Here is a 25,739-nt window from a genome sequence, read left to right on the forward strand (position 1 = left end):
AGAGTTTTTAAGATTCAATTCAAATTACCAAAGGCTCAAACGCCTACCACTTAGCACATGCATCGATGCAGAATACAACACAGCCATTTGGACCCAAATATAGGTTCGAAAAACCCCCTGATTAAACTGCAATACAACCAACATTAGTACTGTAGCGACCAAAAGTGATTTTAGCATGGCCTTTTCTTCATTTAGCTGCGCTCGCTTTATAGCGTATTTTACTTTACCAAAGAGAAATAAAAGAAAAATAAGATAGCAAACGACACCAAATACCCCTTGACTGGCTAAAATTTCCGTTGTGACGTTCATCGGATCAAACGATTTAAAAGTTAGTAATGTTTCACTTGCTCGAAGATAATAATCCTGCCCTTGCGAGTATCTTTCAAAGATATACATACCGACCCCACCTAAGCCCACCCCAAAGATAGGATTGTCTTTAAACACAAAATAACTGTTTACTATTTGCCCCCATCTTTCCCTGAAAGACCAATGGTTATAAAAATCCCACCTAAAGAATTTAAAAAAGAACGTATCATATATGTCAGAAAAAAAAGGGTAAGACAAAATTATAAGGAGTAAAACTAAAACTATATATGGGAGAAGGCGTTGTATCTTAGAAATACTCATCATTAAATATATAATGTAGGCAAACACCGTGCCCGTAGAGGTCGAAGCTAAATAAAATATATTTAATAGAAGTACTCTAAAACCAACACCACGAGCCTTATATATTAGATACAAGTTATTAAAATAAAAGACCATTGGCACCATAAAGAGAGCATAGAATGATGGCTCATACGCAAAAGCGTTTGGCCTAACCATAAAACTAAGCTTTTGGTTAGCAAAAGGATCATTTATACCAAAAAAAGAAAGAATAAGTTGTATACAGGCATAAGCACCTACAGCAAAGAAAGAATATATGTAAATCCTAAAAGCACTAGAAAACCCAATCACTAAACTAAGAAAATAGACCACATAGAAGTAAAATAAGAAGCTATAAATAGCCAATAAAAAATAACCAATAGATCTTAGTATTTGAGCAGAATAAAGTGTTGAAATTAATAAGGAGACTATGATTGCAAAAAAACTAAATGTAATTTTTTGGTCAAGTTTCGGTAAGACACCTCTTCGCACGAAGAGCAGAGCAAAAAAAAGAAACAATGCAATAATATTGTTTAGTCTCACATTCCACAAGTATACAGAACTATGAAGTTGATCTGCATGCAGAGTAAAAAAATATAGAAAAGCAATAAATTTAATACCTTGCATTTAAAACATCCAACAGCCTACGCATTTTTGTCGTTTCATCCAAGTAGGAGCAGTTATTAACAGAGCAAATATCACTACCTTTGCTTATAAAAAAATCTACTAGGTCTGACTCTAGATTATTAAGCGATAAAAAAAGCCCATTGTCTTCGGCCGCTTCTATGTGTTCTTCTGTATTAACTGCGACAATAGGTGTTCCCAAATTCCTAGATTCCGCTATAGGCATACCATAACCTTCATAAGATGAGACCAGCATAGTTGCTTTGGCGGACTTATAGTAAAAGTACAAATCTTCATTTGTAACAAAATTTTTAACAATCAACCTACCACCTAACTTCTCCTTCGCCTTGGTAAGCGCATCTTTGATTCCTGCATTATTCCAACCTGCACCTCCTACAATTAAGAGGGCTTCGCCTTCAGGATTTGCTTGTGCAAAAGCAGTTACCACTTTGTCAATATTTTTTCTGGGTTCAAATGAACCTACACACAGGTAATAAGGGAGGTCTGGGAGGTCTGGGAGGTCTGGGAGGTCTGTAGAAGCAACAGATTCAGTTGATGGGATACTATACCTAAGTGGCGGTATTATGATGTTATCGGCTTTTCGGTTATAGTAGTCTAAAAGCTTATTAGATGTCCCTTTTGAGACGCAAAAAATATGCTTAGAAGATTTTATCATGGCTTTTGAAAAAAATTTTAAGTAGTTTCTTCTACCAAAACTCATAGTCTCTGGGCATATAATGTACGCAAAATCATGAACAATAAGTATTCTTGATAATGCTCTAAAACATACCAATGGTACGGACTGCCCAAGCCCAATAAAATATTTCGCCTTCGATTTATATAACAAAAAGGGTAAAACAAATTGAGACCACAGAGCCTCACTTCTAATCCACGCACCTCCCGTTACAACCTCGACATTATCCATAGATTCATACCTAGACAAATTTTCTGATTTTCTCATAGCAACAAGAATCAAGTGACACTTAGCCTCAATCAATTTATCTGCCATATTTTGTGTATAAAATCCAACCCCTCCTCTTACTTCCATCATCGGATTGGCATCAATGGCAACGCGAAACATAATTTATAACCTTTTTAATAAAGAATTTATTTTTCGGAGTCAAAAAATATCTTATACATTTAACAGTAAGGAAGCTAAATATATTACTCTTGTAACCACCAAGTCGTGCTCGATCCGTCAGTAGATAATTATTAGAATCCAGTCCGACTTGAACTCCTAGGCGAGAATATATCACACTTTGAATAATATCTTCTGACTCCCCCCAGAATAACCTCTCATCGAACTGGTATTTTATTAATACTTCTTTTCTAATTAAAAAAGCACCGCCATAGACCATAGGGGAGTCTGAATGAGTACTATAAAGCATTGGAGTTAATCTGAAGCGCTTTAAATCAAAATAATTACCATTTACAAAAGATTCCCAATCATTAACCCTATAGGCTCGATTATCTATCGCTCTAACTGGGTACACAGTGACAGGAAAGGACCTTGCATTAAACGTAAAATTATCTGGAAATACAATTCTATCATGCAGTAAAAACACATTTTCATAGATAGAGGACATAGCCAATTGGTTCTTCTTTCTAGTTATCCACCCCCGAACATCCTTACTTTCGTAGCAACAACCATCAAGAAGCTTAACTCCAGCTATACCAAACGAACTAGGCCCAGCAATAACGACCTCATAAGGAATACCCGTTCCAGCCATCATATGCTCGATAGACTCTACCAATCGAGTTACCCTGCTCTCATTTCCTCCATTATTTAATATCCCAAAACAAATCCCTTCATCTTTATATGAGCACTCTTTAGCAACATGTTGCGCTTTCCCCCCCCTTAAAGGTAGGGGTATACCTAAAGACATTAATATCTCTTGTTTAGAACGAACTTGATAAAAGCAATCATTTGTAGCATCCAGAAAAAGACACCCAAATAATGAAAGATAATCAAAAATCAGCTCAAAGAATGAATCATAATCGATTTCTTCGGAAACAGTAAACATAGCCTCAAGTTTTTTCACTGAAATCAGAAGATATTTATTATGACCCTCGACAAAAGAAACAAAACCAATATTTTTAACCTTAGGTATATGTTTTTTATGAAGAGCTTCTCTCCCTATCAAAAAATAATCAAAATTTATAGCTGTATTTTTAATAAATTCTTTAGGATTACGTCTACCTTCAATGGAAAAATCTTCTTTATTTAGAAACAAAACCTCGTTCTCTTTACCGTTATAAGAGGATTCAGGTATGTTCCTAGTTTCATAGGAAAGAGTATAGCAACCATCATCAGAAGCTACTGATGACGTACAAATATAATCGTCTAATATATTAGAAAGAAAAAGCATACCTCTATCTTTACCGAGAAAATGAAAGCTTTTTATCTCTAAAATAAAGGCGTCATCTTCTAGCATGCAAAGTAATGTATTATAGAATGCTTTCTTTTCAATATTAGAAAAATCTAAACAAAAGGTTTTTGTCACTTTTTCCAAGTCTCCTCCCTACTTACGAATGGCCTTTCGAAAAAAAGAATACACATTCATTTTTTTAGAACATTTTTTATAAGATGAACCGAGGAGTAGAACAACCGTTCAAAATCAAAATGCCCTACCTCCTTTGAAAAAAGAGCGTAAAACTCTTTTTTAGTAAAAGAGTAACGTCGTTCAGAGAAAAAACCTTTTTTATATTTCTGACACGTAATTCCAAGTTCTTTCTCTGAGCAAAGGAAAAAATACTCGCTAACTATCCTAAACCAGTCTTGAACAACATCAGAATCAAAATCAAAGGCATGTTTAAGCATGCAGTGTCCCTCTGCCCTCTCAAGAAAGGATTTTAGAATGTATTGCTCATTGGCAAACTGAGGAATCAATTTCGGGACAATTTCATCTGGGTAGTTATAGTTTTTAAAATAACTAGCCATATCTCTCGTCTGAAGAGGAGAGTCAAAGTAATAAAGCATATCCTCTCTTCGCCCTGCATAGATAAAATCTGAAGGATGATGGGATAATTTAAGAAAATGTTTAGGGTTAATAGTATGATCTCTTAGTGTAATTAGTTTATGACTAAGAACTCTGCCTTTACACTTGCCAGTTTTACGAAGATAGTATTCCAATCGATTAGAAGAAAAAAGCATATCACTTCTCACTTTAACTACGTATGAACTAGTCGAAGCTTTAATACCTTCATAAGTTGAGAGTAATTGCCTATTGTTGTTGTTGAGTAAGTTTTTTCTATCTTCATAATATGGGCCTAAATCCCCTGGATCAGCTGATAATATAAGCTGATCGAACGCGAGTCCCGAGACATCAGAACCTTCCCAAGTTGACAATATAACTTCAGAAGCAGGAAAAAACTCTTTGATACTCTGCAAACACTTAGATGTAATGTCGTTCTTACGTTCAACAGCCCCTTGAACAACAAAGGATATACCTTCCTCATGATACTTCACTGTAAATACCGCCTCTTTTAAATACCATAAGTAACCGGACGCAATAACCTATGCACCCTACAGCATAAACAAGACTTGCATAAAGTAGTATTTCATACAAAGCAAATCCATGATAACTACAATACAATACGCTCAGTAACATCACTCCTGAGGTTGTCAAAGCAAGTTTCCTTAAGAAGACAAAATTTCCGCCAATGGACAACAAAAAGACACCGCAAGTTGACTGAATGCAATTAACGACGCACCAAACCCACAAGGCTGCTAAAGGAAATCCCTCTGTATATTTAGAATCAGATATCCATCTTTGTAAAATCTCATTTTCCCAGATACTAAAAATAGAAAGTGATACTAGCGAAATAGATAGGGAAAGGGAAAATGAACAAGAAAGATATTTTACAGTTCTTTCAAAATCATTAGAGTGATAAAGCTCAGTAATTTTATGTATAAAAACATTAATAGCTAATACCGAAAACAAGTTAACCCCAACAAATATTTTCAACCAAAGACCATACACAATCATATCTACATCTAGCAAAAAATATGGAAAAAGTATAAAACCAAAATTATAAATAAAAGCTTCAGAGAAATTAAAAAACAGATAACTAAATGCATCTTCCCATAGCTTCTTTACAAAACGAACATGTTTTTTTATATGAAATATTTTTATCGCATCACTACGAACAAAATAAAAGAAAGAAAAAACAGACAATAAAAGAAGGAAAAAAGTCGAAAAAAAGTAAGGGACGTCCAATTGATTATAAACAGGAATTAAAACCACTATGATAATAGGAGATATTTTTCTCAAAAAATCAAAAATAAGAAAGTGAAAATACTTATTAACCGCATTATAAACACTTTCCATGTTATTAAGAAAAATATTTAACGAAACGAAGAAACTAAAAAACAAAAAAAGAAAAAAATTAGTATAGGGATATGTTTTACCAATATAAAAATATGTAATAAAAAGAAATGAAAAAAACACCAAAAAACTAGAAAAAATAAAAAAACTTATAATGGAGTATATATCTTCTTTCCATTCGCTATCTCCATTTAAAAAAGACTTCCTAATTTTAGAGTAAGCAGGCTTACCTACTCCAAAATCGAAAAATGAAAAATAGCTCGATAAGCCCAACACCACTGTTGCCATAGCAAAGTCTTCAGTAGAAAGATTTCTACTGAAGACTGCCGGTAACAAAAAGCCAATTATCACAGAGCATCCAAGCCCCAGATATTTTAACAGACCATATTTAAGGATCATTTATATTTTCGTCAGATATATGTTCAGGTCATCGGGAGTACCTATGCCATGCATATCTTCCATCGCAATATCCCAAGTGAAGACTTTTTTTCTATCAGTAACCATATGGTTGTAGACAGGGCATGTATAGAACTCATTATTTACCCTAATATTTTCAGCTATCATATCTATAGCGTAATCTACAAAGTAACTCCCTTTAGAAAATAGATAAATACCGACGGTGGCAATATCAGAAATAGCCTCTTTTTCTTTTACCTCAACGACTTCTTTCGTTTCTTCATCAAGGCGAGCGAATGACCATTTAGGATTCATCATAGGATCCTTAAAGGTTAAAATGCCACCATCTGCTTTTTTCTCTTCAATAATATGAGCAATAAAAGCATTTATATCACAATCTACAATTTGGTCAGAGTTTGCTATAAGGAGAGGCTTATCATTATTGATATATTTCCTAGCATAAAGAACTGTACAAGCAGTACCTTCAGTTAGTTTATCAATAGCAATAAAGGTAACAGGCCAGTTATTTTCGATATCCTTAACTAAATCAGCTTCTACCTCTAAGTGCTCTTTTCTAGCAATTAGGTAGTAATGAGCACTAGGGACATTCAGGTTCTCAAGAACTCTGACAATCATCGGTTTCCCTGCTACATCAATAAAAGGTTTTGGTTTTTCATAGCCAGCCTTAGCAAAACGAGATCCCATACCTGCCATAGGTATTACAATATTAATCATTTATCACAATCCTTAAGGTATTTATCATTTAACGCGCCTGGATACTTAACAACTACTGTTTTTGTATCTTCTAAAGCTTCGAAAGAAGTATATTCTCCTGGCTTAATTTCTATAATACTGCCAGCGGTATAGACCTTACCAAACATTTTGGCTGCCCCCTCTACTATTACAGTAATTTCTGTTGCAACTTTATGACAATGCTCCGCCTCAAATGCACCTTTTTCGAAAGATTGAACTGCGACTTCAACTTCGGTTGTTTTTATAATTGAAGGATCGAACCCTCCAACAAACCATCCCCTGACAAAGTCGTTCAAATTAAACTCGTTCATTTTATTTCACTTCCAGATAAGCGTAAATTTTTTCAATTTTTTCTTTATTCCAAGTAATGACATCAACGCCATTTACAATGGTTTTATCAAGTAATAGAACAAACTCTAAACATGCCTTGTCTCTGTCTGCAATGATACTTCTGGCAGTAAATGATAGAGATGATGTATCATTAAACAATTTCTGCACGAAATCCGTAACATTCTGCTTCCCTTTGATTTCACCTACATTAGGATCATATAAGACGGCATCTTCTATCAGCATGTCTGAAACGGTAGAAATGTCTTTTTCATCAAAAGCTCGGACATATTTCTTCGTTAACTCTACAACAGCTTTTTTATAGTTTTCACCAGCGCTTTCATGCAAGAACTCTTTCAGCTCCGAAGCATCGTAGAAATTTCTGTACTGGTTTTTATCTACTTTCACCATACTACCTAAAGCACCCATCAACACTAGCTGATTAAGGCACTCCGAGATAAAAAAGCTATTTTTGTCGGAGCTAGCTGTTAGCATGGTTTTCATCGCAGCCTGAACAAATAAACCTGCGTTCTTAAAATAGTAAAAACCAACCATCGCATTTCTACTAATTGGCTTCTTTTCAGCCACTTCAATAATCAAATCATGATCATCAGTTTTAGCATAAGACCACTTTGGATGAACAGAATCAAAGCACACGATACCAAAGTCAGCATCCTTAGCTCTATATTTATCAATGCATTCCTGTATATCGAAACTAATATTTTGATCATAATTCGCAATGATCAACTCATCATCTTCATCCAACTCATCAATCGCTAATAAAGATGTGCACAGAGCCCCAGCGGTTTTGCCTTCATGTAAAATGGTTTTGAAGGAAGATCCATCAAGAATTCGAGATATAACAGAATCAATATTAAATTCTTTTGCATCTGAAGAAGAGATAATCGGCAAGAATCGAACATTCTCGAGTTCTCTATAAGTATCGAAGGCAGTTTCAAGCATGGTCTTGCCAAAAACATCAATAAGGGGCTTTGGATAAGTGTAATCGTCAGATGTAAACTTGTTTGGTCCTGTCATTGGAAATATAACATTCATACTTCTGCCTCACCCTCTATTTGCTTGATCTTATTTCTGATATTCAGGTAGTTAACATCATCAACAGTTTGCACTTCTAACACATGAGCTCCCGATGCACGAGCCGCTTTGATACCATTAAAATTATCTTCAACAATGAGACACTCCTCTGGCAGGAAGCCTAATTTATCTATTGTCTTTATGTAAATTTCAGGGTCAGGCTTACCGTTCACAACATCTTCATTAGACATATAGAATTCCAAATACTCCTGTAGATCTGCAAACTCCATCATAGAAGCGATACTATTGCGAATTGAATTCGATGCAACTGCCATCTTGTAACCTTCAGCCCTCAACTTGGACAAAGCAAAACGATGCACAAAGTTTGGTACGCATTTCTCGTTTACAATCTGCATAGTATATTTTTGCTTAAGGCTATTTATGAAACCATGCAGTTTTCCAGGTAATCCGTCTTGCTGAGAGAGCATTTCTAGCTTTGTTCTAGTCGGTAGCCCATCAAAAGTGACGAGATGATCGTGCCTAGAAATTTCATACCCGAATTTAAGTAATGCCTTGTTAAGAGCTTCATAATGCCACTCTTTTGCATCAATTAGCACACCATCCATATCAAATATTACTGCTTTAATCATCACAATTAGCCTCTAAAGAATTCTGCTGCCACTTCTGGTAAATCCGTGCATAGACATACCTTATTGTTCTCTTGTATTCCTGAAGATTTTAATAAGCTCCACTTCACTTCTGGTCGACGTTTGTGTAATTCTGGAGAAACTAGATAAACATTCATGCCTTGCTCGGTATAAAAATCAATCGACTGTTTATCAATCCATTCTTCATAGAATTCATCCATCCAAACACCAGATGACGCATCCAACATAATGGCCTCTTTTTCAACATCACTAACCCTTGTAAGAAAACGGAGGCCATAATTCTTCGTTTGAATCATGTCTGGAATAGACATATCAAACAAAAAATAATTCTTAACATTTTTTTTCTCTAAAAGAGCTTTTACTGGTATTTGTAGACCATCTGATTTCACATTTAAAGCTAACGGTAAGCTATCATCTATTGATTTATATAAAGACAGAAAATCAGAAAAAAGCATTAATTCATCTGAGTATTTTGGAATATCATGTGAGATCACTATTTCTCCATCTAAATCTCTAATATCAGTCTCTGTTCCAAAACCTAGCTCAAAGGAATTACGAAAAGCTAATTCCGTGTTTTTTTCTTTCTCATTTTTCCAGTACCCTCTGTGAGATATGATGTTCATTCAACCTCCATTTCATAAATTAAAAAACTTCATTTTTTTAATGTAGATATTTTGAAGCATAAAAATTCATTACCTAATCACATTTATTACTGTATTTTCAACATGGTAGATATTAGCACCACTTTACTAGAACCACTTTTCATTCATATATCATCCATTAGCATTACTAAAAGGCTATTAATTTCTCCAAAAGACCTAATGTTAAGTTGGAATAGCATATGCTATTCACATAACTCGTCCAAAGTGAAAAAACTATTAGCACTCACCAATGAACGCCTAGAATTAAGCTAGCCCCCTTATTCGCATAAACAACTTTATTTTTTTACACATGTTTTATATTGGATTTATGATGCATTTTCCTCTACTAGATGTGAAATTGCGCTTTTTTATTCCTGCTAGTTTATCTTTTTATGCCTTGTACTATACAACGGGGTTTCATTTAAGATAAACAATGTTTCCTTAGGCATCGACTTAGATTCAGTCAAAATATACTTTCAAACTTTGCGTTTCATGATGGTTGTTTAAACTCCATTTTTTTGTAATTCACTTCTAAGATTTTTAATCTCAGCCGTCAGCTCTTCATGTTCTTTAATCTTTCTTTCTAAAAACCGCTTAGTCAGTGCCGCTTTTTCTTCAATGCCACTCAGGGTAAGGAGATATAAGTACCCTTTTTTGTTTGGGTTGTTTTTGAAGTTTTCAGCTTTGATGAGCCCTTTTTCCACCAGTGCTTTTAGGCAGAAGTTGGTTTTGCCTAGGCTGATGTTCAGACGACGAGCAAGCTCGCGCTGGCTGATGTGCGGATCTGACTCAAGGGCTTTTAGGATTTTGTAGCGGTATTCTTCTGTCAGCATTGGATATTACCGACTGAAGACGTTGAACGTGTAGGAATGCTAGGTGTGATCGACGCGCGAGTGTGATACCCGATAAAAAGGGATGAGTACGCTGTTGAAATGGCCACGTGCTAGTTCCTTGCCGAGGGCGTGCGTTCAAGAGGTGAACAATGATAATGCAAGACTCGGGGAGGTGTAAATAAATTATGGAAGAAAAGTGATTAAATTTTGAGTCATTTAAAGGTAAATATTAGTTTTCCCTAGAGTGTGTTAAATGGAATTAAGGGCGTTTTAGTCGCGGCTTATCAATCGTTAAGGGAGAGTTCAAGGATGTATGAGATTAAACACCATGGAGCGGTGGACGGTGTCACGGGCTCCTGTCATGAGTTGGTTGTAGGTCAGCACAATAGTTTGTTGGTTGATATTGGGTTGTTTCAAGGGGCGGAAGTATCAGGGGCTGGTGCTGATGCGAGCCAGTTGGCTATTGAGTTTGATGTGTCGAATGTGCGAGCTTTGGTTGTGACCCATGTGCATATTGATCATGTGGGTCGACTCCCCTATTTGCTGGCGGCTGGGTTTGATGGGCCTATTGTTTGCAGTGTGCCCAGCGCCAAGCTTTTGCCTTTGGTGATTGAAGATGCTTTGAAGGTGGGGGTAACCCGTAATCGAAGCATTATTGAGGCTTGCTTGGAACGGTTGGCGGCTCAGGTCGTGGCGGTGGAGTATTATGATTGGTATTCCGTTGGGTTGGTTGAATCTGGGCGGTCGGTGAAGGTGAGATTGAGTCCTGCCGGGCATATATTGGGGTCTGCTTATGTGACATGTCGGGTGACATCTTTGGAGGAGAGGGTTGCTAAGGAGGATGCAAGCTTTGTCGCGGAGAGGATTCCGCTCCCACAAGAGCAAGGGCATCTAAAGTGGGATGTGGTGTTTTCTGGGGATTTGGGGGCGCCTTATGCGCCTTTGTTGCCTGCGCCGCGGTCGCCTTATCGGGCGGATCAGTTGGTGTTGGAGAGTACTTATGGGGATAAGAACCATGAGAACCGGGCCAATCGTCGCAAGCGTTTGCAGTCTTGTATGGAACATGCCTTATCTGATGGTGGTGTGGTGCTGATCCCTGCCTTTTCTATTGGTCGAACTCAGGAGTTGCTCTATGAGATCGAGTCTATCATTTATGCTCATCAAGACCAGCCAGTGAGTCATACGGCCAGCGGCACTGAGATCAGTTGGTCGGATTTGGATATTATTGTTGATTCCCCTTTGGCCAGCCGCTTTACCGAGGTTTATAAGGATCTTAAGCCCTATTGGGATAAGGAAGCTCGACGTCGGGTGGCGAGTGGTCGCCATCCTTTGAGCTTTGAGCAGCTCACGACCATAGATGGTCATACTTTGCATCTGCAGACGGTGGATTATCTTGCTCAGCAGAAGCGCCCTGCGGTGGTGATCGCCGCATCGGGGATGTGTGCAGGGGGGCGTATTTTGAATTATCTCAAGGCCCTGTTAGGTGACCCGCGAAATGATGTGTTGTTTGTGGGGTATCAGGCTCAGGGGACACCTGGGCGGGATATTTTGCGTTATCACGATCGGCCAAATGGGTATGTGATGCTGGATGGGGAGCGGTATCCAATAGAGGCAAAGGTTTGGCAGCTGGGTGGGTACTCTGCCCATGCTGGGCAGAAGGATTTAGTGAATTTTGTAACCAGGATGAGGTATCAGCCCAGTCAGATTAAGTTGGTTCATGGGGATGAGGGCGCTAAGTGGGTTTTGCAGCAGGTTTTGAGGGAGGCTGTGCCAGGGTGTGATGTGGTGATTGGGTAGTCTTTGCTACGACCAAATCATTTAAAACAGAACAAGATGGAGGGTTTCCCCTCCATCGATGCACTACCAAACCTTGAAGTTAAATACGTTAGGAATCACGCTCAAAATGTACTGGAACGCGGTAATTTCGTTTTCCACCACCATGACATTCACATCTATCCCCAAGTTAAGTTGCAGATCTAAAAACTTTTGATCCGGTGTGATGGTCACCCGGTAATAGCGATTGCTGCCTTCTTGGTTTGGCTCATAGGGCAAAGAGTCGGAACTCACATCTGCGATGGTGCCGGTAAATACTTTGCTGAAACCGGTAGAGTTGGTCATGATTTTGACTTCCCTACCCTGCTGTAAGAAGTAGCGATATCGGGAGTCAAATTTCGCCACCACTTCTTGGGAAGCGCCTTCCTTTTTCAGGATGTAAATGGGGCTGCCTTCTTGTACAAAGGTGCCAATGGAAATCCCATCCGTCAGCTCCAATACACTGCCATCCACAGGTGAGCGCATGACGGCTTTCTTTTTCATTTCTAACAGGAGCTCTTCTTGATAGCGCTTTTGCACGATTTCGCTGCTGAGGTTTTGGATGTTTTCATCCAAGGTCAGCATGCGCTCGGAGCGACGCAACTGGAAGGTGATGAACTTATCATTGAGGTTTTTTTGGGTTTCGATCTTGTTGATATCAAACCCTATTAGCTCATTGTTGAGATCACTTAGCTCGGTGTCTAGATCATAAAGGCGCAAGGTCTCGCCGCCGCCACGAATCATGATAGCGCGCTTTTTACTGAGCACTTCTTTCTTATTAAACAGCTCTGCTTGGCGGCGTTTTTGTTCTATTTCTAGCTCTAAAATATGACGCTGCTCTTGTAGGTAATCCTCATAAAAATTGAGAATGTACTGGCCACCCGTCCCGCCATGAAGGGGTTGATCCTGACAGGACCTCTGATGAAAGGAACGGTCTGCCGCATTGTTCCCTTGTTCGAACACAGGCCCTGTTAGGAAGCATCGCTCTTGTTTGTAATCAGCCAGCAAGGCCGTGTCGAGCTCTAAGCTCTTACTGACTTCTTGCAGTTGATATTCGTCTTGCAGATTACGGAATTCGAGCAAGGGGTCGCCTTTAGAAACCATGCCGCCTACGGACGCAAACATGCTCACTACATAGCCGTTTGATGGGCTTTTTAGAGCGACGTTACTTTCTTGAATGCCGGTCAAACCTTGCCCTGGGGCCACGACTTCGATTCTATGGATGAACACCAAATAGACAAATAACAACACTAGAGCCGTCACCAAACCTGCCACTCCCGCGACTTGGGAAGCTAATTTTTTACCTTTACCACTCATCGCAGCGACTCCCTTGAAGCTTAGCGCCACCATCCATCGTCATAATCACCAGTACTTGACTATCGTCTTGTCCATCAACGGTGAGTTTCTGCCCCGCTATTGGGCTGTCATTTATCGTAGAAGCTTGCAACCTTTAACTCCTTTGCCCAGCTAAATGCGTTAGCTGGGCACATCCTTGTTTATATTCTGAATTCTTCTTCCGTGTGGCTATTGGTGCTCATTAATCGCTCGCTAGATTGCCTTGAATGACGGTATCCTGCTTTGCTGTACACTTAACGCCACGGAAATACGGTTGAACTTTATTAGAAATTTCATCGGTATATTTCCGGTACTCCTGACCACCATTTATCACTTTGATATGGCTGCCCTCTTTTCCCGAGCCAAAAAACTGAGGGCGCACGATCTTAACCAGCCCGCCTGTATTACATACTTCTGAATCAGAGCCTGTATCAAAACCACCAGATAACTTAGCTTGAGTATCAATAATAATGCGATCTGCTAAGGTACTCTCATTGCCAGCCAAATCCCTCGCAATCAGCTCATATTGGTAAGTACCGTCTGCAAGAGAGATAGGTAAAGTGGCCCGCCATTGGCCGTTTTCACTGACTTCTGCGTCATACTTGATGTCATTTATCACTAAACGAACTTTGGCCCTCTGCTCTACCAAACCGGAGAAGCTGGGACGAGTCATATTGGTCATTCCACCTTCTGCTGAGTGGCCGCATATTGATGTAGGCGCTAGACCTCCGGTAAAGTTCAGCTGGGTGTCAATATGGACTTCTCCCAATAAACGGGAGACCCTGCCATCCAAGTCGCTGGTTCTGATGCCATAGGAGTAAGTACCATCAGACATGGGCTCCTCAATTACAACTTTCCACTCACCATTGGGGTCAATGGTGGTCTCAAATTGCTCGCTTCCTAGAGTTAAAACCAGTGCCGCACCTGGCTCCCCTGTGCCACTAAAAGTAGGAGTATTTATTCGTGTAATACCATTTACGCTGTAAATTCCTGAGTCTGAATCTGGATCTAATCCACCGGTCAACTTAGGCGCTATGGTATCGACAATGAAAGCCTGCTCAATCCGCATGTGATTTCCTGCCTCATCTTCAGCCCGCACCACATATTGAATAACGCCATCAGTTAATGGCTCGATCACTTGTACCGACCATTGCTCATTGTTATCAGCGCGGGTTTCATAAGAAGCACCACTAACAGAAAGCGTCACTAACGCACCGGCAGCTGCGGTGCCTTGTAAGATGGGATTAATTACATTTGTGATGAAATCGCTGGAAGAAACATCCGAATCACTTTGCTGTGCTAACTGGGCTGTCAAGTGAATCTGATTGTCTCCCTCAATACGTTCCGGTAAATCGAACAACTCCTGGGGCTGTTCAGTGATTGGGGCTTGCGCGTTTAGTGAGTCGTTAAGACACAGGCGTAGCGGATCCCCGTTCTCATTAATCGGAGGAAGGTCGTCAATAGTGTTAGCACCGTTTTCGATTAAGTCATTTTCAAGGAAAACGCTTTCTACATGGGGCAAGTTAAGATTAGCGGCAGAGACGATCTGGGTGATTGAAACAGCGTCGCCAACAGATGTTACTTCCATTTGACCAGAAGCAATTTTAACTAAGGCATCCTGGACGATAACTACGCCACCCTGCTTGTTTTGGTAGTAAAGATCCACCCCAACAACGCGGACACCCTGCAAATCAGGGATATTTAGCAATTCCAAAATTCTACTCCTTGAAGTTTGAAGAATGCTTTGTGTGATCAGTGGCGAAACTTATTCCTTAAGTTTTAAACCACTGATTAATATGTGTTCATTTTGAGCAAAATCTTACAGAAACCATGCGCCCTGACAAGAGTGCAGAGTCATCATCCACATTTAAAACTACTCTTTTGGTTTTCCTTCCCCTGTCGTTACAGGAGTGTTTTTAAGTTGGCTCACGGTTCCTTTATCAATTTTAATCAGATTTTTAAAACTGCTGAGCAAAATGCGATCATGACTGACGATCAAGACAATGGCATTGGGAGCTGTCACGGCTATGTATTTGCGCACCTGCATCATTTCTTCTAAGGATAAATTCGTCAGGGCTTCGTCTAACACTAGCAAACTCTTAGTCGGTGTCACCGTCATATAGAGCTGTAACTTACGACGCTGTCCTGAGGACATAGGAATACTATGAATGTCGGTTTTGTACAGCATCTCATAATCCAAATTAACTTGCGGAAAGACCGAGCGCACCAAGCGAATAATGAGCTCTTTATCCCTCACACCGCGGATAAAGAAGTTATGAAAAAGACTGCCGCGCATGAATTGGGAGTTCATATCTAGATAGCCCACACAGTCTGCCAGCACATGGCGGTCTAGAGTGTTGGCCTCATAAAGGCGATTAAAAAGAATACTGCCTTGATAACTTTCATGCATGGAAACCAGAGCTTTCACCAAGGTGGATTTACCTGATCCCACGCCCCCCATAATGCCGTAGGTTTCACCTTTTTTGAGGGATAAGTTGACCTTGGTGAGTAGAGGCTCCTCGCCCACATTAATCGACACGCTTTTCACTTCTATATTGTTGATTTGGTCGATATTGGCTCCTTTGTTATAGCAGTTGTCGGCGATACTCTTTAACAAAGGCTCTAGGGATTGCTGTAGGTGGTAGCGGGCGATTAATAATTGGAAGCCTTTTGTAACACTGGCACTTAGGGCTGCGGCAAGACGACCGTTAAGTACCAAGAGGGCAATTAACACAGAGAAAATCGCCACATCGACTTTTGCCTGATAAAACAACACCACAAACAAGCAAAAGCTCGCCAAGAAAGAGCTATAACGCACCAACTCATCCCAGTTGAAATTCACATGGGCGATACGTTTATCTGCTAAAAAGATGTGATTACTAGCCGCTTCAAACTGGGCAAAAGACGGTTCAAAATCATAAAATCGCAATTGCTGGGCGTTGCGACAAACGGATATACGCTCTGTCAGCATTTCTTGCTGGGCCGCTTCATGTTCGATATAGGTTTTGTAATTGCGATATCTCACCCATAACAAAATCACTGCCATCACCAGATAAAACAGCAATAAATAGACGGACGCCAGCCCCAAAATCGCCGCCAGCACCCCATAGGCCAAGCAAAATATAGCGATGTCGGCAATCAAATTCGCTCCATTGTCCCAGATCCCTCGGCGGTTACTTTCGATTTGACGCACTTTCACTAGGTTGTCGGGTAATTGGCTAAAAGGCAGTAAAGCAAACAGGTACTTTTCGACTTTTAATGCTTTTTTTTCTGTGTGACGAATGTGTTGGAACTTGACCCATTTTTTTAATAAGAACTCCCCACCCCATAACACCGTGAAGCAAAGGGTTAAAAACAACAAGGTATAGACCACATCATTGTGAATCAGGCGGGTGTTAAAAAGGTTGGCATAGAACGCCGGGATCAAGGCGAAGGGCGCGCAAAATAATAGCAGTCCGTTGATCCGGGGAAAGAAGCCCATCAACACCAGTAACACATCTGCAACAGAGAGTTTTTTGGGTACTTCCTTTAAATAAATCACTTCTGAGCCTTGCTCAAAGCCTTCTTCCACTCGAGTTTGATCATCCAGCAAGTAAGCATCTTCTAAACGACGAGCAAAGTGCCAATCCTGTCCTTGCTTGATCAAGAAGGTATCCGGCGCATGGTGCAAGTCTTTAAGCTCTCCTCGGTGGAGACTGACATCAAACAAAGGATCGCTAAACAGGGGATTTACCTCTGATAATAAACGGTCTATAGAATGATCTTGAACAGGATGAAAATTGCGCCAGTCAAACTCCACTCCAGAATATTGAATGAAGCGCGTGAGTTGCTCTTTCATGAATACACACTACCTTAGGGAGATTTTGAAAATGCCACTAACCCTTGTACATGTCTTTTCAGGCATAGGGTAAAAAGTGGTAGATAAACAGAAAAAAGCACAAGACCCGGAACTGCCTTGTGCTAAATGAATTTGGACTTGAATGAATTGATTGAAACCGTGGCTGCCCAAAATGGTGAGACCTTAAAAGCGCCAATCAAGGCGTCTAGCACCTAGCATCTTTAGGCAACCAGCAGTGTCATTACTCGCTCAGGGTTAGCCTTTTTGAGCTCAGTTCTAATGTATCAACCACGGCATCAGTCAGCGCCAAGTCATAGTCAAGCAGAGTGACATAGGACTGGTTCAGACTGGCAAGACTTTTAATGATGTCCACGTAATCAAGCTTGTCGATCAAGAGCTCGCTTTCCTGCGCCTCCACCAAACTTTCGTTCAGGGCAATTTGACCCAATAATGAGTCGCGATTGTTCTGAATCTCGCGGTATTCTTCTTGTAGTGCATTGAGTCGGCTCGACATGTCTAACATCTGACGGTCGAATCGCTCTTTTTCTGCTTCGTACAAGTACAATGCGGATTGCTGGGACTTGCTGTTCTGGTAGTTAAATAGATCGTAAGTCGCCTTTATTCCCACAAAGGAATCGCTCTTCACGTCGCCGCTGTCCCAGTTGTCATCCCCCATAACTTCTAATTGGGTTTCATTGACCAAGGACACTCTGAAGCGCTCCCGTTGAGCTTGGGCACTGCTTAGCTGGGCATCAAGCTGCAACTGACGCCCTTGAAGTCCGTAGTTATTGCGTGTGATGGCATCAATGTCTACGGCAGAAATATCCTCAGCCAACAATTGCGTCAATACTGCATCAGACAAGCCCACCTGATTTGGATCTTCAGGCCAGTAATTGGTCTCTTCGCGTAGGGCACGGAACATTTGGTCGATACGGGCACGCACTCGTGAAACCGTGTCATGGTAGCGACTCTGCTCCAACTCCGCTTCCCTTAGGTCGCTAAACGGTGCAGATCCGGCATTAGACGCGACACGCTGACGCTGAACATAACGATCAAGACGAGTCCCAATGGCTTCATTGGCGTCTAGGTAATCACGAATTCGTTCGATTTTAGCCAGATAACGTAATACGTCTTGATAGATGGAAAGCTGCATCTCTTCCATTTGAAAATCGGTCGCCATGTGGTTATAGCGCGCAGCATCTTTGCGATCTGACACGCCAGAGCCCCATAGGGTCATATCGATGTTCAAGGTTAAGGTGTCTTCGGTATTAGGGTCGAGCTCTTCTTCCCCGTAGTATCGATTCCACTCGCCGATTAAGGCAGCCTTCGGTAGATAGTATTTTTGCTCAGCATCCAAAAGCGCCTCACTCGATAAGGACTCTTGTTGCATCGCACGGTATTCGTTAGAGCCAGATAGAGCGGATTGATAGACCTGTTCCAAGCCTATTGGGTATTGGTTTGCCGTAGCAAAAGTTGAAGCCGAGGTGATGCCTAACGCCACCAGAGAACGATAAAAACCTTGCACTGTTAACTCCTTCGCCCACAGACATTTGCTGCGTGGGCACTTCCTTGTTTATGGGAATTATTCCTATGCCCAGAGACATCCTGTCTCTGGGCTAATTTGGTTATACGGTCACTTCATCTTCGACTTTGCTGTTGCCAGCAAGGTCTGTCACTGTCACCACCACTGTGTCACCGGTATTAAATGCGTCGCCGCTGATAGACCAAGTGCCGTTTTCTACCGTGGCGCTACCGTAGTCGTCACCATTAAGATCGATCTCGATCAAGGCGCCATCTTCGTTTTCCAATGCGCCACTGATGAGAGAATCAAGATCAAATGGCAGTGTCACCCCACTGCCCTCAGGAGCGGTGGTATCGACCGTCACTTGATCAGGCTCTAGGTATGAGATGTTACCGTTCGCATCCGTCTCAGAGACAGTGTACTCGTAAGTACCTTCCTCGAGAGGGCCATCTAATGTGGCACTCCAGCAACCATCTTCGCCTACCGTATTGGTAGCAGATACCGCTTGCCCGTCTACCACCACATTAATGGTTGCACCGGGTTCACCAGTTCCGTCAAATGTTAAAACTTTCTCGCTGGTAATGCCATCCATTGAGGACAAGCCCGTATCACTGGCTTCACTTAAGTCCCCACGAAGCTCGTACCTCATGCCGGAGTCGATGGTGAAGGCTAGTTTGAGAAGTCCGTCTTGTGCCCCGCTGTCACCCCACTCCATACCGTAAACGTAACTACCATCAGCAGTTAAATCCAATTCATCTATTATTGCCAGTTGCCTACTGCTGAGGCTACTGTAGGTATTGCCATTTTGAACATAAAATCCCACTTCACCAATCGCTTCTGCTATGGCGGTGGGTGAGTACTGGAAGTAGCCCATAAGCTCGCCGTTCGCGATCCCCTTTATCCCAGTGAAACTATCATCAGTCTCAATAGGTGCAAACCAAACAACGTCCTCTACCGAATCATCCTGTTGGGCATCATCAAAAGACAATGATGAAGGCGCATCAAGCATCAATGACAAGTCTTTGATTCCAGTTGAAGGGTCCATCCCTATAAACTCCATAGTATGAGGATCATTCTCCGCAGAAAGTCCATATTGGCTATAAAACTCAAGAATAGCTTCGTCCAGATTATAGAGGTGCTGACTTGTTTGAATTTCATCTGTTAAGATTTCCGATGATTCATAATCGTCTTGGTAAAACACCTCTCCATCCCGTGTAATGGTAATAGCCCAATACATATCATCTTGAATCACAACCGGATCATCTAGAACGATCTCTACAAGTGGGGCGTTCAGCGTCAAGGAGAAATCAGCTCTATGATCTAGCTCACCATCCAGCCCCCACATAATTTCAATACTGTGCTCGCCCGCATCCCAAAACTCGTCTTTGGCAAGCTCTTGATAAAGGGGAGTGTCCATAAATTTAGAAAAGACCTCAGCTATATGGGAACGCATGAGATCCACTTCACCTAGTTCCTCATCAGAATACAAAAGCGTGTTCCCAAGTAGCACTCTCATACTAGGGAGTGTTTCAGTACTGGAATCAAGCTCTTCTGCGACTCCTTCACTATCGCTTTCTACTACTGAGTCATTTGTTTCTTGGGTTAATGGCGGTAAGTCCAAAGTGATAGTGAAATCATCAATCCCGATTGCCGCAAGCCCTCCAACCTCAAACGTCAACGGGTCATCAACCCCCGAGATACTATTTGCTTCATAAATAGCAGCCAACTGTTGAGAAACATCATCAAAATCCTCCTCAGAAGGGATAATGCTTTCCTCCGAAGACGTGTCATCAACTTCACGAAATTCTGCAATATTTGATTCGTTCTCCTTAAGCACTGTTTTATCATTGTGCTTAGCAGTTACTGACCAAACTAAGCCTTTTTTAGCCTCATCAGACGTCGCCTCATCAGACGTCGACTCATCAGAATTCGCCTCATCAGAAGTCAGTTCATCGGACGTCGCCTCATCAGAAGTCGACTCATCAGAAGTCGACTCATCAGAAGTCGACTCATCAGAAGTCGACTCATCAGAAGTCGACTCATCAGAAGTCAGTTCATCAGAAGTCAGCTCATCGGAAGTCAGTTCATCAGAAGTCGACTCATCGGAAGTCAGTTCATCAGAAGTCGACTCATCAGAAGTCGACTCATCGGAAGTCAGTTCATCAGACGTCGCCTCATCAGAAGTCAGTTCATCGGAAGTCGCCTCATCAGAAGTCAGTTCATCAGAGGTCAACTCATCAGAAGTCAGCTCATCCGAGGTAAGGTCATCAGCCGTAGCATCTTCAATAGTGGACTCATCACCAACCGTATCGGTTACAGCTTGCTCAGATTCAGAGCTTGATGCAGCCTCAGCAGAATCAAGAAGCTCGGCGCCCGAAGAAACTGACTCAGATTCTTGATCTGTCGTGGCGTCTTCTGGACGGGGCAAGGCAATCGCGATTGGGGTAGACAACTCATCGCTGTCGTCGCTGTCGTCACTATTCGCAGAGGAAGAACTGTTGTACAGGGAACTGTCTTGTTGGTCAGCCGCTTGGGCTAGGGCCTGTTGCACATTAAAACGGAAGACACCTTCGTCGCCTTTAATCCAGCGAGAATTATCAGAGATAGTGTAAAGTTGCTCCTGCATTTGCGCATAGCGTTCTTGAGCACTTTGAAGCTGTGCATTCAGTAGAGTAAGTTGCTCATCATCATTGTCCAGTTGCTCTAAGGCATTGGCTCTTGCGGCCAATTCTGCATCCTTTTGAGCTAGGTCTTCTTTGAGCTGTGCGAGCTCTACTGCTTGCTGGTGTAATTGCTTAAGTATGGCCGCGCGCTCTGCTTGCTGTTCCAAGACTTGCGCATAAGTAGACACATCAGCACCATTCATCGGTGGCACCATTTCACTATCAAAAGCACTGTTTTCAGTGTAAAGGTACTCTAGACGGCCATCTGCTTGCTGAGCTAGGTTTTGACTTGAGGCCTCAACGATTTGTGTAATCGTTAATGGGCCATCTGTGGACGATAGTTCCAGATCACCGGAAACCATCTTAACTAGGGCATCTGAGACAACGGCTAGTTGCCCCTGTTCGTCCTTATAATAAAGATCGAAACCAACAATGCGAACGCCCTGCATATCGGGGATAGTTAGCAATTCCAAAATTCCACTCCTTGAAGTTTGAATAATGCTTATTTGACCAACAGAACGCTCAATCCTTAAGCGAAACTATTGATTACTTAGTGTTCAATTCACGGCCATCCTACCGAATCCAGCATACCTTACAAGAGCTAAACAAATATCTTTCATATTTAATAAACATTTATTTTTCAATAACTTAAGTTACACAAAACTATAAAATCAGTTATCTAGACACGCCCCTTTTGGTTACATACTGTTTCATTGATCTAAAAATAACGCTGTTATTAAGAGGTTATAAATTCACCTTGTTAACAAAACTCACCCAGTAATGTAACGAAATGTAAACGCACTCCAAAAATCACCTCTTAGAAACCGTTTACAAACGCCCCCATCGACTTTGTAAAGTTTTCAGAAGGCGGGGGCATGAACACATTAAAAGCTAGGGAGGGGTGAACAGAAGCAAAAATAAAAAGCCCCGAACTCATCTTACGTCTGCACGTATTATGAGCCGGGGCTGTGGATTGCAATGAATCTTGTAGCTAGTCTCTAGACATCACTCCACGGTCACGGATTTCGCTAAGTTACGTGGTTGGTCGACGTCTGTACCTTTTACTACGGCCACGTGGTATGACAGCAGCTGTAGGGGGATGGTGTGCACGATGGGTTCTAGCACTTCATCTACTTTTGGCACTTCCACAAAGGTGATGCCTTCTTCGTTATGAAGGTCTGTGTCTTTGTCTGCAAAGACGTACAGTACGCCACCACGGGCGGCTACTTCCTGAAGGTTGGACTTTAGCTTATCTAACATGGTGTTATGGGGCACCATGGTGATGATCGGCATGGTTTCATCCACTAGCGCCAAGGGGCCGTGCTTCAACTCCCCTGCTGGGTAAGCTTCTGCATGGATGTAGGAGATCTCTTTGAGTTTTAAAGAGCCTTCTAATGCAATTGGGAACATAGGGCCACGACCAAGGAACAAGGCGTTGTGCTTGTTAGCAAATTGATCGGACACAGTTTTGATGGCACCGTCCTGTTTCAAGGCTTCGTCCACGTAAGCAGGCAGTGAGCGTAAGGACGCCACCAATTCAGCTTCTTTTTCTTCCGTAAGCTGGCCTTTTTCACTGGCAATCGCAATAGCAGTGATCAATAGCGCGGTTAACTGGGTCGTGAAAGCCTTAGTGGATGCCACACCAATCTCTGCCCCAGCATTGGTCAGTAACGTCAGATCAGACTCACGCACCAAGGTAGAAGATGGTACGTTACAGATCGCCAAAGTGGTCAAATAGCCAAGCTCTTTTGCCATACGCAATGCGGCTAAGGTATCCGCCGTTTCACCAGACTGTGAGAGCGTCAAAAACAGAGTGTTTTTCGGCACTGCGACTTTTCGGTAGCGGTATTCACTCGCCACTTCTACCACACACGGCAGGTTGGCAAATTCTTCGATCCAGTATTTCGCTACCATACCAGCGTGGTAACTGGTACCACAGGCCACGATATGAACGTTTTCGATCTCTTTCAAAAAGCTAGAGTCCGCGCCAAAGCAGCTCGTCAGTACTTTGTTTTCACTTAGACGACCCGACAAGCACGCCGCAATCACTTTTGGCTGCTCGTAGATTTCTTTCATCATATAGTGGCGATATTCGCCTTTATCCGTGGCGTCTACATTGTGGTTAAACACGCTAATAGGGCGCTCTTGCACCTGATCTTTTGCATCATAGATGGTGACGCCGTCACGGGTTACTTCTACAACGTCCCCTTCTTCTAGGAAGATGAATTGATCGGTCACATGCAAAAGAGCCAACTGGTCTGAGGCGACAAAATTTTCTTCAATGCCTACACCCACTACTAATGGGCTACCTTTACGAGCGGCAATCATGCGTTCGTTTTCATGGTTCAAGGTCACGGCAATAGCAAAGGCACCTTCAAGGCGCTTTAGGGCATTTTTAACCGCTTGTAGGAAATCTGGCTCGGCTTTTAGGGCATCATGAATCAGGTGAACAATGACTTCAGTATCCGTTTCCGACTTAAACTCATAGCCTTTTTCTTTCAACTCACGGCGCAAAGGGGCGTGATTTTCGATGATGCCGTTATGCACCAAAGCGAGATCCTCACCAGAAAAGTGCGGATGAGCATTCGCTTCCGTTGGCTTGCCATGGGTCGCCCAACGGGTGTGGGCAATACCTTGTTTGCCATCAAGGGGCTGTGCTTCAAACTTATCTTTGAGAGCCTGAACCTTGCCCACGGCACGGTGCGCACGAACACCGGTTTCATTGTTAATGGCCACACCTGATGAGTCGTAGCCACGGTATTCTAGTCGAGAGAGTCCTTCTAGGAGGATTTTGGCCACATTACGTTGAGCGATGGCGCCGACGATTCCACACATATTATTTCTCCTTTTTGGTCGGACGCGCCCAACCGTCTTTGTTCATTTGTTTTGCTCGGCCAAATGCCAACTGATCTGCTTTTACATTTTTGGTAATGGTAGAGCCTGCGGCGATGGTTGCCCCTTCTTGTACCTCAACCGGTGCCACTAGAGATGTATTGGACCCTACAAACACCTTGTCACCAATGACGGTCGTGGACTTGTTCACGCCATCGTAATTACAAGTAATGGTGCCAGCCCCAACATTGACCCCTGCGCCCATTTGCGTGTCGCCAATGTAGCTTAGGTGATTCACCTTACTGCCTTCGCCTATGTGGGCTTTTTTTGTCTCTACAAAGTTGCCGATTTTGGCGCCTTTTGCCAGTACTGTCCCAGGCCTTAGGCGGGCAAATGGCCCTAAATCGCAGGCTTCACCTACTTGGCTGTCTTCGATCAGAGTATTCGCTTTGATTACGGTATCATCTGCCACGGTACAGTTTTTCAGTACACAATTCGGACCGATCTGAACGTTTGCGCCCAAGGTCACCTTGCCTTCAAACACACAGTTGATGTCAATCTGGCAATCGTAGCCAGTTGATAGCTCACCACGCACATCAATGCGATTTGGGTCCGCTAAGGTAGCGCCATTGCGCATTAGTGTTTCTGCTTGCTGTTGTTGCCAAATACGCTCCAAAGCCGCCAACTGCACACGATCATTCACACCCGCCACTTCCCATTCATGTTCAGGTTGAACGGTGACGATCTCGACGCCCTGCTCTGCTGCCATGGCAATGATGTCAGTTAGGTAGTATTCCTGTTGGGCATTGTCATTGGTGAGTGCGTCCAACCAGCCTTTTAACTTGCCGTTAGGAGCCAGTAAGATCCCTGTGTTGACTTCCTGAATAGCCAACTGCTCTGGGTTGGCGTCTTTCTGTTCAACAATGGCCACAACCTGATTTTGATCATTGCGCACAATGCGCCCATAACCTGTTGGGTTATCCAAGTTGATAGTCAGCAGCACTAAGGTGTTCGGTGTGGACAAAGCACGCATTTGCTCTAGGGTTTGGCTCTGGATCAGCGGCACATCACCGTAAAGAGTCAAAGTCGCACCTTGATCACTTAAAGAGGGCGCGGCACGGCGTAATGCATCGCCGGTCCCTTGGGGGTCATTTTGCCAAACGATATTGGCAGAAAAATCCTGACAAGCGGCCTCAACCTGCTCCCCTTGATGACCGATAATTAGATGTAATTTTGCATCAGCTAATTCCGCTGCGGTCGTCAATACACGGCGCACCATGGCCGTTCCGCCGATCTTATGCAGCACTTTTGAAAAGCTTGATTTCATGCGGCTGCCTTTACCGGCAGCAAGAATAACAATGTCCTGATTCATGGACGATCCTTGTTGTTGATCGATAATTCTATATGTATGAGTACATTAGACTATTTAAGAACAAATGGAACAACGAGGATTGTCATAAAAAAAATGACAAATGAGCGTAAATCACTTT

Annotated in this window: 20 protein-coding genes; 1 reads left to right on the forward strand and 19 read right to left on the reverse strand. The window is 42.2% G+C overall.

Going from position 1 to position 25,739, the window contains the following annotated elements; genetic code table 11:
- Positions 1 to 24: 24 nt before the first annotated feature.
- The 11 genes from ACZ5DR_RS07820 to ACZ5DR_RS07870 all read right to left on the reverse strand — a co-directional run bounded on the left by ACZ5DR_RS07820 (position 25) and on the right by ACZ5DR_RS07870 (position 10,247).
- The gene (locus ACZ5DR_RS07820) at positions 25 to 1,269 is read right to left on the reverse strand and encodes an O-antigen ligase family protein (RefSeq protein ID WP_464543894.1); all 1,245 of its coding nucleotides are present in this window, start codon (positions 1,267 to 1,269) and stop codon (positions 25 to 27) included.
- A complete protein-coding gene (locus tag ACZ5DR_RS07825) occupies positions 1,256 to 2,347 on the reverse strand; it encodes a glycosyltransferase family 4 protein (RefSeq protein WP_377366832.1) in 1,092 nt (363 codons plus the stop codon). The genes ACZ5DR_RS07820 and ACZ5DR_RS07825 overlap by 14 nt, the downstream gene beginning before the upstream one ends.
- Positions 2,328 to 3,779 (reverse strand): hypothetical protein, encoded by a 1,452-nt coding sequence (locus ACZ5DR_RS07830; RefSeq protein ID WP_377366830.1) that lies wholly within the window; start codon positions 3,777 to 3,779, stop codon positions 2,328 to 2,330. The genes ACZ5DR_RS07825 and ACZ5DR_RS07830 overlap by 20 nt, the downstream gene beginning before the upstream one ends.
- A 47-nt stretch (positions 3,780 to 3,826) precedes the next feature.
- The gene (locus ACZ5DR_RS07835) at positions 3,827 to 4,735 is read right to left on the reverse strand and encodes a WavE lipopolysaccharide synthesis family protein (protein WP_377366828.1); all 909 of its coding nucleotides are present in this window, start codon (positions 4,733 to 4,735) and stop codon (positions 3,827 to 3,829) included.
- Entirely contained in the window at positions 4,722 to 5,993 is a 1,272-nt protein-coding gene (locus ACZ5DR_RS07840) for a hypothetical protein (RefSeq protein ID WP_377366826.1), read from the reverse strand. Before ACZ5DR_RS07840 ends, ACZ5DR_RS07835 begins: the two co-directional genes overlap by 14 nt.
- On the reverse strand, positions 5,994 to 6,725 hold the full coding sequence (locus tag ACZ5DR_RS07845) for a glycosyltransferase family 2 protein (protein WP_377366824.1): 732 nt from the start codon (positions 6,723 to 6,725) through the stop codon (positions 5,994 to 5,996).
- A complete protein-coding gene (locus ACZ5DR_RS07850) occupies positions 6,722 to 7,054 on the reverse strand; it encodes a hypothetical protein (RefSeq protein WP_377366822.1) in 333 nt (110 codons plus the stop codon). The genes ACZ5DR_RS07845 and ACZ5DR_RS07850 overlap by 4 nt, the downstream gene beginning before the upstream one ends.
- A gap of 1 nt (position 7,055) precedes the next feature.
- Positions 7,056 to 8,126: a nuclear transport factor 2 family protein gene (locus tag ACZ5DR_RS07855; RefSeq protein ID WP_377366820.1), complete on the reverse strand. Its 1,071-nt coding sequence runs from the start codon at positions 8,124 to 8,126 to the stop codon at positions 7,056 to 7,058.
- Positions 8,123 to 8,755 carry an HAD family hydrolase gene (locus ACZ5DR_RS07860; protein ID WP_377366818.1) on the reverse strand — a complete coding sequence of 211 codons (633 nt, stop codon included), beginning with the start codon at positions 8,753 to 8,755 and terminating at the stop codon, positions 8,123 to 8,125. Before ACZ5DR_RS07860 ends, ACZ5DR_RS07855 begins: the two co-directional genes overlap by 4 nt.
- Positions 8,756 to 8,760: 5 nt before the next feature.
- Positions 8,761 to 9,396 carry a PI-PLC domain-containing protein gene (locus ACZ5DR_RS07865; RefSeq protein ID WP_377366816.1) on the reverse strand — a complete coding sequence of 212 codons (636 nt, stop codon included), beginning with the start codon at positions 9,394 to 9,396 and terminating at the stop codon, positions 8,761 to 8,763.
- Between the two features lie 521 nt (positions 9,397 to 9,917).
- Entirely contained in the window at positions 9,918 to 10,247 is a 330-nt protein-coding gene (locus tag ACZ5DR_RS07870; RefSeq protein ID WP_377366814.1) for a MarR family EPS-associated transcriptional regulator, read from the reverse strand.
- A 309-nt stretch (positions 10,248 to 10,556) separates the two neighbouring features.
- On the opposite strand from ACZ5DR_RS07870, the gene ACZ5DR_RS07875 reads away from it, so the two are divergent.
- A complete protein-coding gene (locus tag ACZ5DR_RS07875) occupies positions 10,557 to 12,044 on the forward strand; it encodes an MBL fold metallo-hydrolase RNA specificity domain-containing protein (protein WP_377366812.1) in 1,488 nt (495 codons plus the stop codon).
- Between the two features lie 63 nt (positions 12,045 to 12,107).
- Here the strand turns inward: ACZ5DR_RS07875 and ACZ5DR_RS07880 are convergent, their stop codons facing one another.
- From ACZ5DR_RS07880 to glmU, 8 genes are all read right to left on the reverse strand, one after another.
- On the reverse strand, positions 12,108 to 13,376 hold the full coding sequence (locus ACZ5DR_RS07880) for an HlyD family efflux transporter periplasmic adaptor subunit (protein ID WP_377366810.1): 1,269 nt from the start codon (positions 13,374 to 13,376) through the stop codon (positions 12,108 to 12,110).
- Entirely contained in the window at positions 13,366 to 13,506 is a 141-nt protein-coding gene (locus ACZ5DR_RS07885; RefSeq protein WP_377366808.1) for a hypothetical protein, read from the reverse strand. Before ACZ5DR_RS07885 ends, ACZ5DR_RS07880 begins: the two co-directional genes overlap by 11 nt.
- Positions 13,507 to 13,596: 90 nt before the next feature.
- The gene (locus ACZ5DR_RS07890) at positions 13,597 to 15,108 is read right to left on the reverse strand and encodes an Ig-like domain-containing protein (RefSeq protein WP_377366806.1); all 1,512 of its coding nucleotides are present in this window, start codon (positions 15,106 to 15,108) and stop codon (positions 13,597 to 13,599) included.
- 159 nt (positions 15,109 to 15,267) lie between these two features.
- On the reverse strand, positions 15,268 to 17,232 hold the full coding sequence (locus tag ACZ5DR_RS07895; RefSeq protein ID WP_377366804.1) for an ATP-binding cassette domain-containing protein: 1,965 nt from the start codon (positions 17,230 to 17,232) through the stop codon (positions 15,268 to 15,270).
- 241 nt (positions 17,233 to 17,473) lie between these two features.
- Positions 17,474 to 18,757, reverse strand: a complete 1,284-nt coding sequence (locus tag ACZ5DR_RS07900; RefSeq protein ID WP_377366802.1) for a TolC family protein — start codon at positions 18,755 to 18,757, stop codon at positions 17,474 to 17,476.
- 100 nt (positions 18,758 to 18,857) lie between these two features.
- Complete coding sequence (locus ACZ5DR_RS07905; RefSeq protein ID WP_377366801.1) at positions 18,858 to 21,890, reverse strand: Ig-like domain-containing protein; 3,033 nt, start codon at positions 21,888 to 21,890, stop codon at positions 18,858 to 18,860.
- 532 nt (positions 21,891 to 22,422) lie between these two features.
- Positions 22,423 to 24,252, reverse strand: a complete 1,830-nt coding sequence (gene glmS / locus ACZ5DR_RS07910) for a glutamine--fructose-6-phosphate transaminase (isomerizing) (protein WP_377366800.1) — start codon at positions 24,250 to 24,252, stop codon at positions 22,423 to 22,425.
- 1 nt (position 24,253) lies between these two features.
- On the reverse strand, positions 24,254 to 25,621 hold the full coding sequence (gene glmU / locus ACZ5DR_RS07915; RefSeq protein WP_377366799.1) for a bifunctional UDP-N-acetylglucosamine diphosphorylase/glucosamine-1-phosphate N-acetyltransferase GlmU: 1,368 nt from the start codon (positions 25,619 to 25,621) through the stop codon (positions 24,254 to 24,256).
- Positions 25,622 to 25,739: the final 118 nt, after the last annotated feature.

The sequence above is a fragment of the Marinomonas vaga genome (assembly GCF_055388305.1).

Excerpts from the sequence above, each read along its gene's own strand:
- ACZ5DR_RS07870 (WP_377366814.1), bottom strand. The coding sequence starts at position 10,247 with ATGCTGACAGAAGAATACCGCTACAAAATCCTAAAAGCCCTTGAGTCA.
- ACZ5DR_RS07845 (WP_377366824.1), bottom strand. The coding sequence starts at position 6,725 with ATGATTAATATTGTAATACCTATGGCAGGTATGGGATCTCGTTTTGCT.
- ACZ5DR_RS07850 (WP_377366822.1), bottom strand. The coding sequence starts at position 7,054 with ATGAACGAGTTTAATTTGAACGACTTTGTCAGGGGATGGTTTGTTGGA.
- glmU (WP_377366799.1), bottom strand. The coding sequence starts at position 25,621 with ATGAATCAGGACATTGTTATTCTTGCTGCCGGTAAAGGCAGCCGCATG.
- ACZ5DR_RS07865 (WP_377366816.1), bottom strand. The coding sequence starts at position 9,396 with ATGAACATCATATCTCACAGAGGGTACTGGAAAAATGAGAAAGAAAAA.
- ACZ5DR_RS07860 (WP_377366818.1), bottom strand. The coding sequence starts at position 8,755 with ATGATTAAAGCAGTAATATTTGATATGGATGGTGTGCTAATTGATGCA.
- ACZ5DR_RS07855 (WP_377366820.1), bottom strand. The coding sequence starts at position 8,126 with ATGAATGTTATATTTCCAATGACAGGACCAAACAAGTTTACATCTGAC.
- ACZ5DR_RS07875 (WP_377366812.1), top strand. The coding sequence starts at position 10,557 with ATGTATGAGATTAAACACCATGGAGCGGTGGACGGTGTCACGGGCTCC.
- ACZ5DR_RS07825 (WP_377366832.1), bottom strand. The coding sequence starts at position 2,347 with ATGTTTCGCGTTGCCATTGATGCCAATCCGATGATGGAAGTAAGAGGA.
- ACZ5DR_RS07840 (WP_377366826.1), bottom strand. The coding sequence starts at position 5,993 with ATGATCCTTAAATATGGTCTGTTAAAATATCTGGGGCTTGGATGCTCT.
- glmS (WP_377366800.1), bottom strand. The coding sequence starts at position 24,252 with ATGTGTGGAATCGTCGGCGCCATCGCTCAACGTAATGTGGCCAAAATC.
- ACZ5DR_RS07880 (WP_377366810.1), bottom strand. The coding sequence starts at position 13,376 with ATGAGTGGTAAAGGTAAAAAATTAGCTTCCCAAGTCGCGGGAGTGGCA.
- ACZ5DR_RS07820 (WP_464543894.1), bottom strand. The coding sequence starts at position 1,269 with ATGCAAGGTATTAAATTTATTGCTTTTCTATATTTTTTTACTCTGCAT.
- ACZ5DR_RS07895 (WP_377366804.1), bottom strand. The coding sequence starts at position 17,232 with ATGAAAGAGCAACTCACGCGCTTCATTCAATATTCTGGAGTGGAGTTT.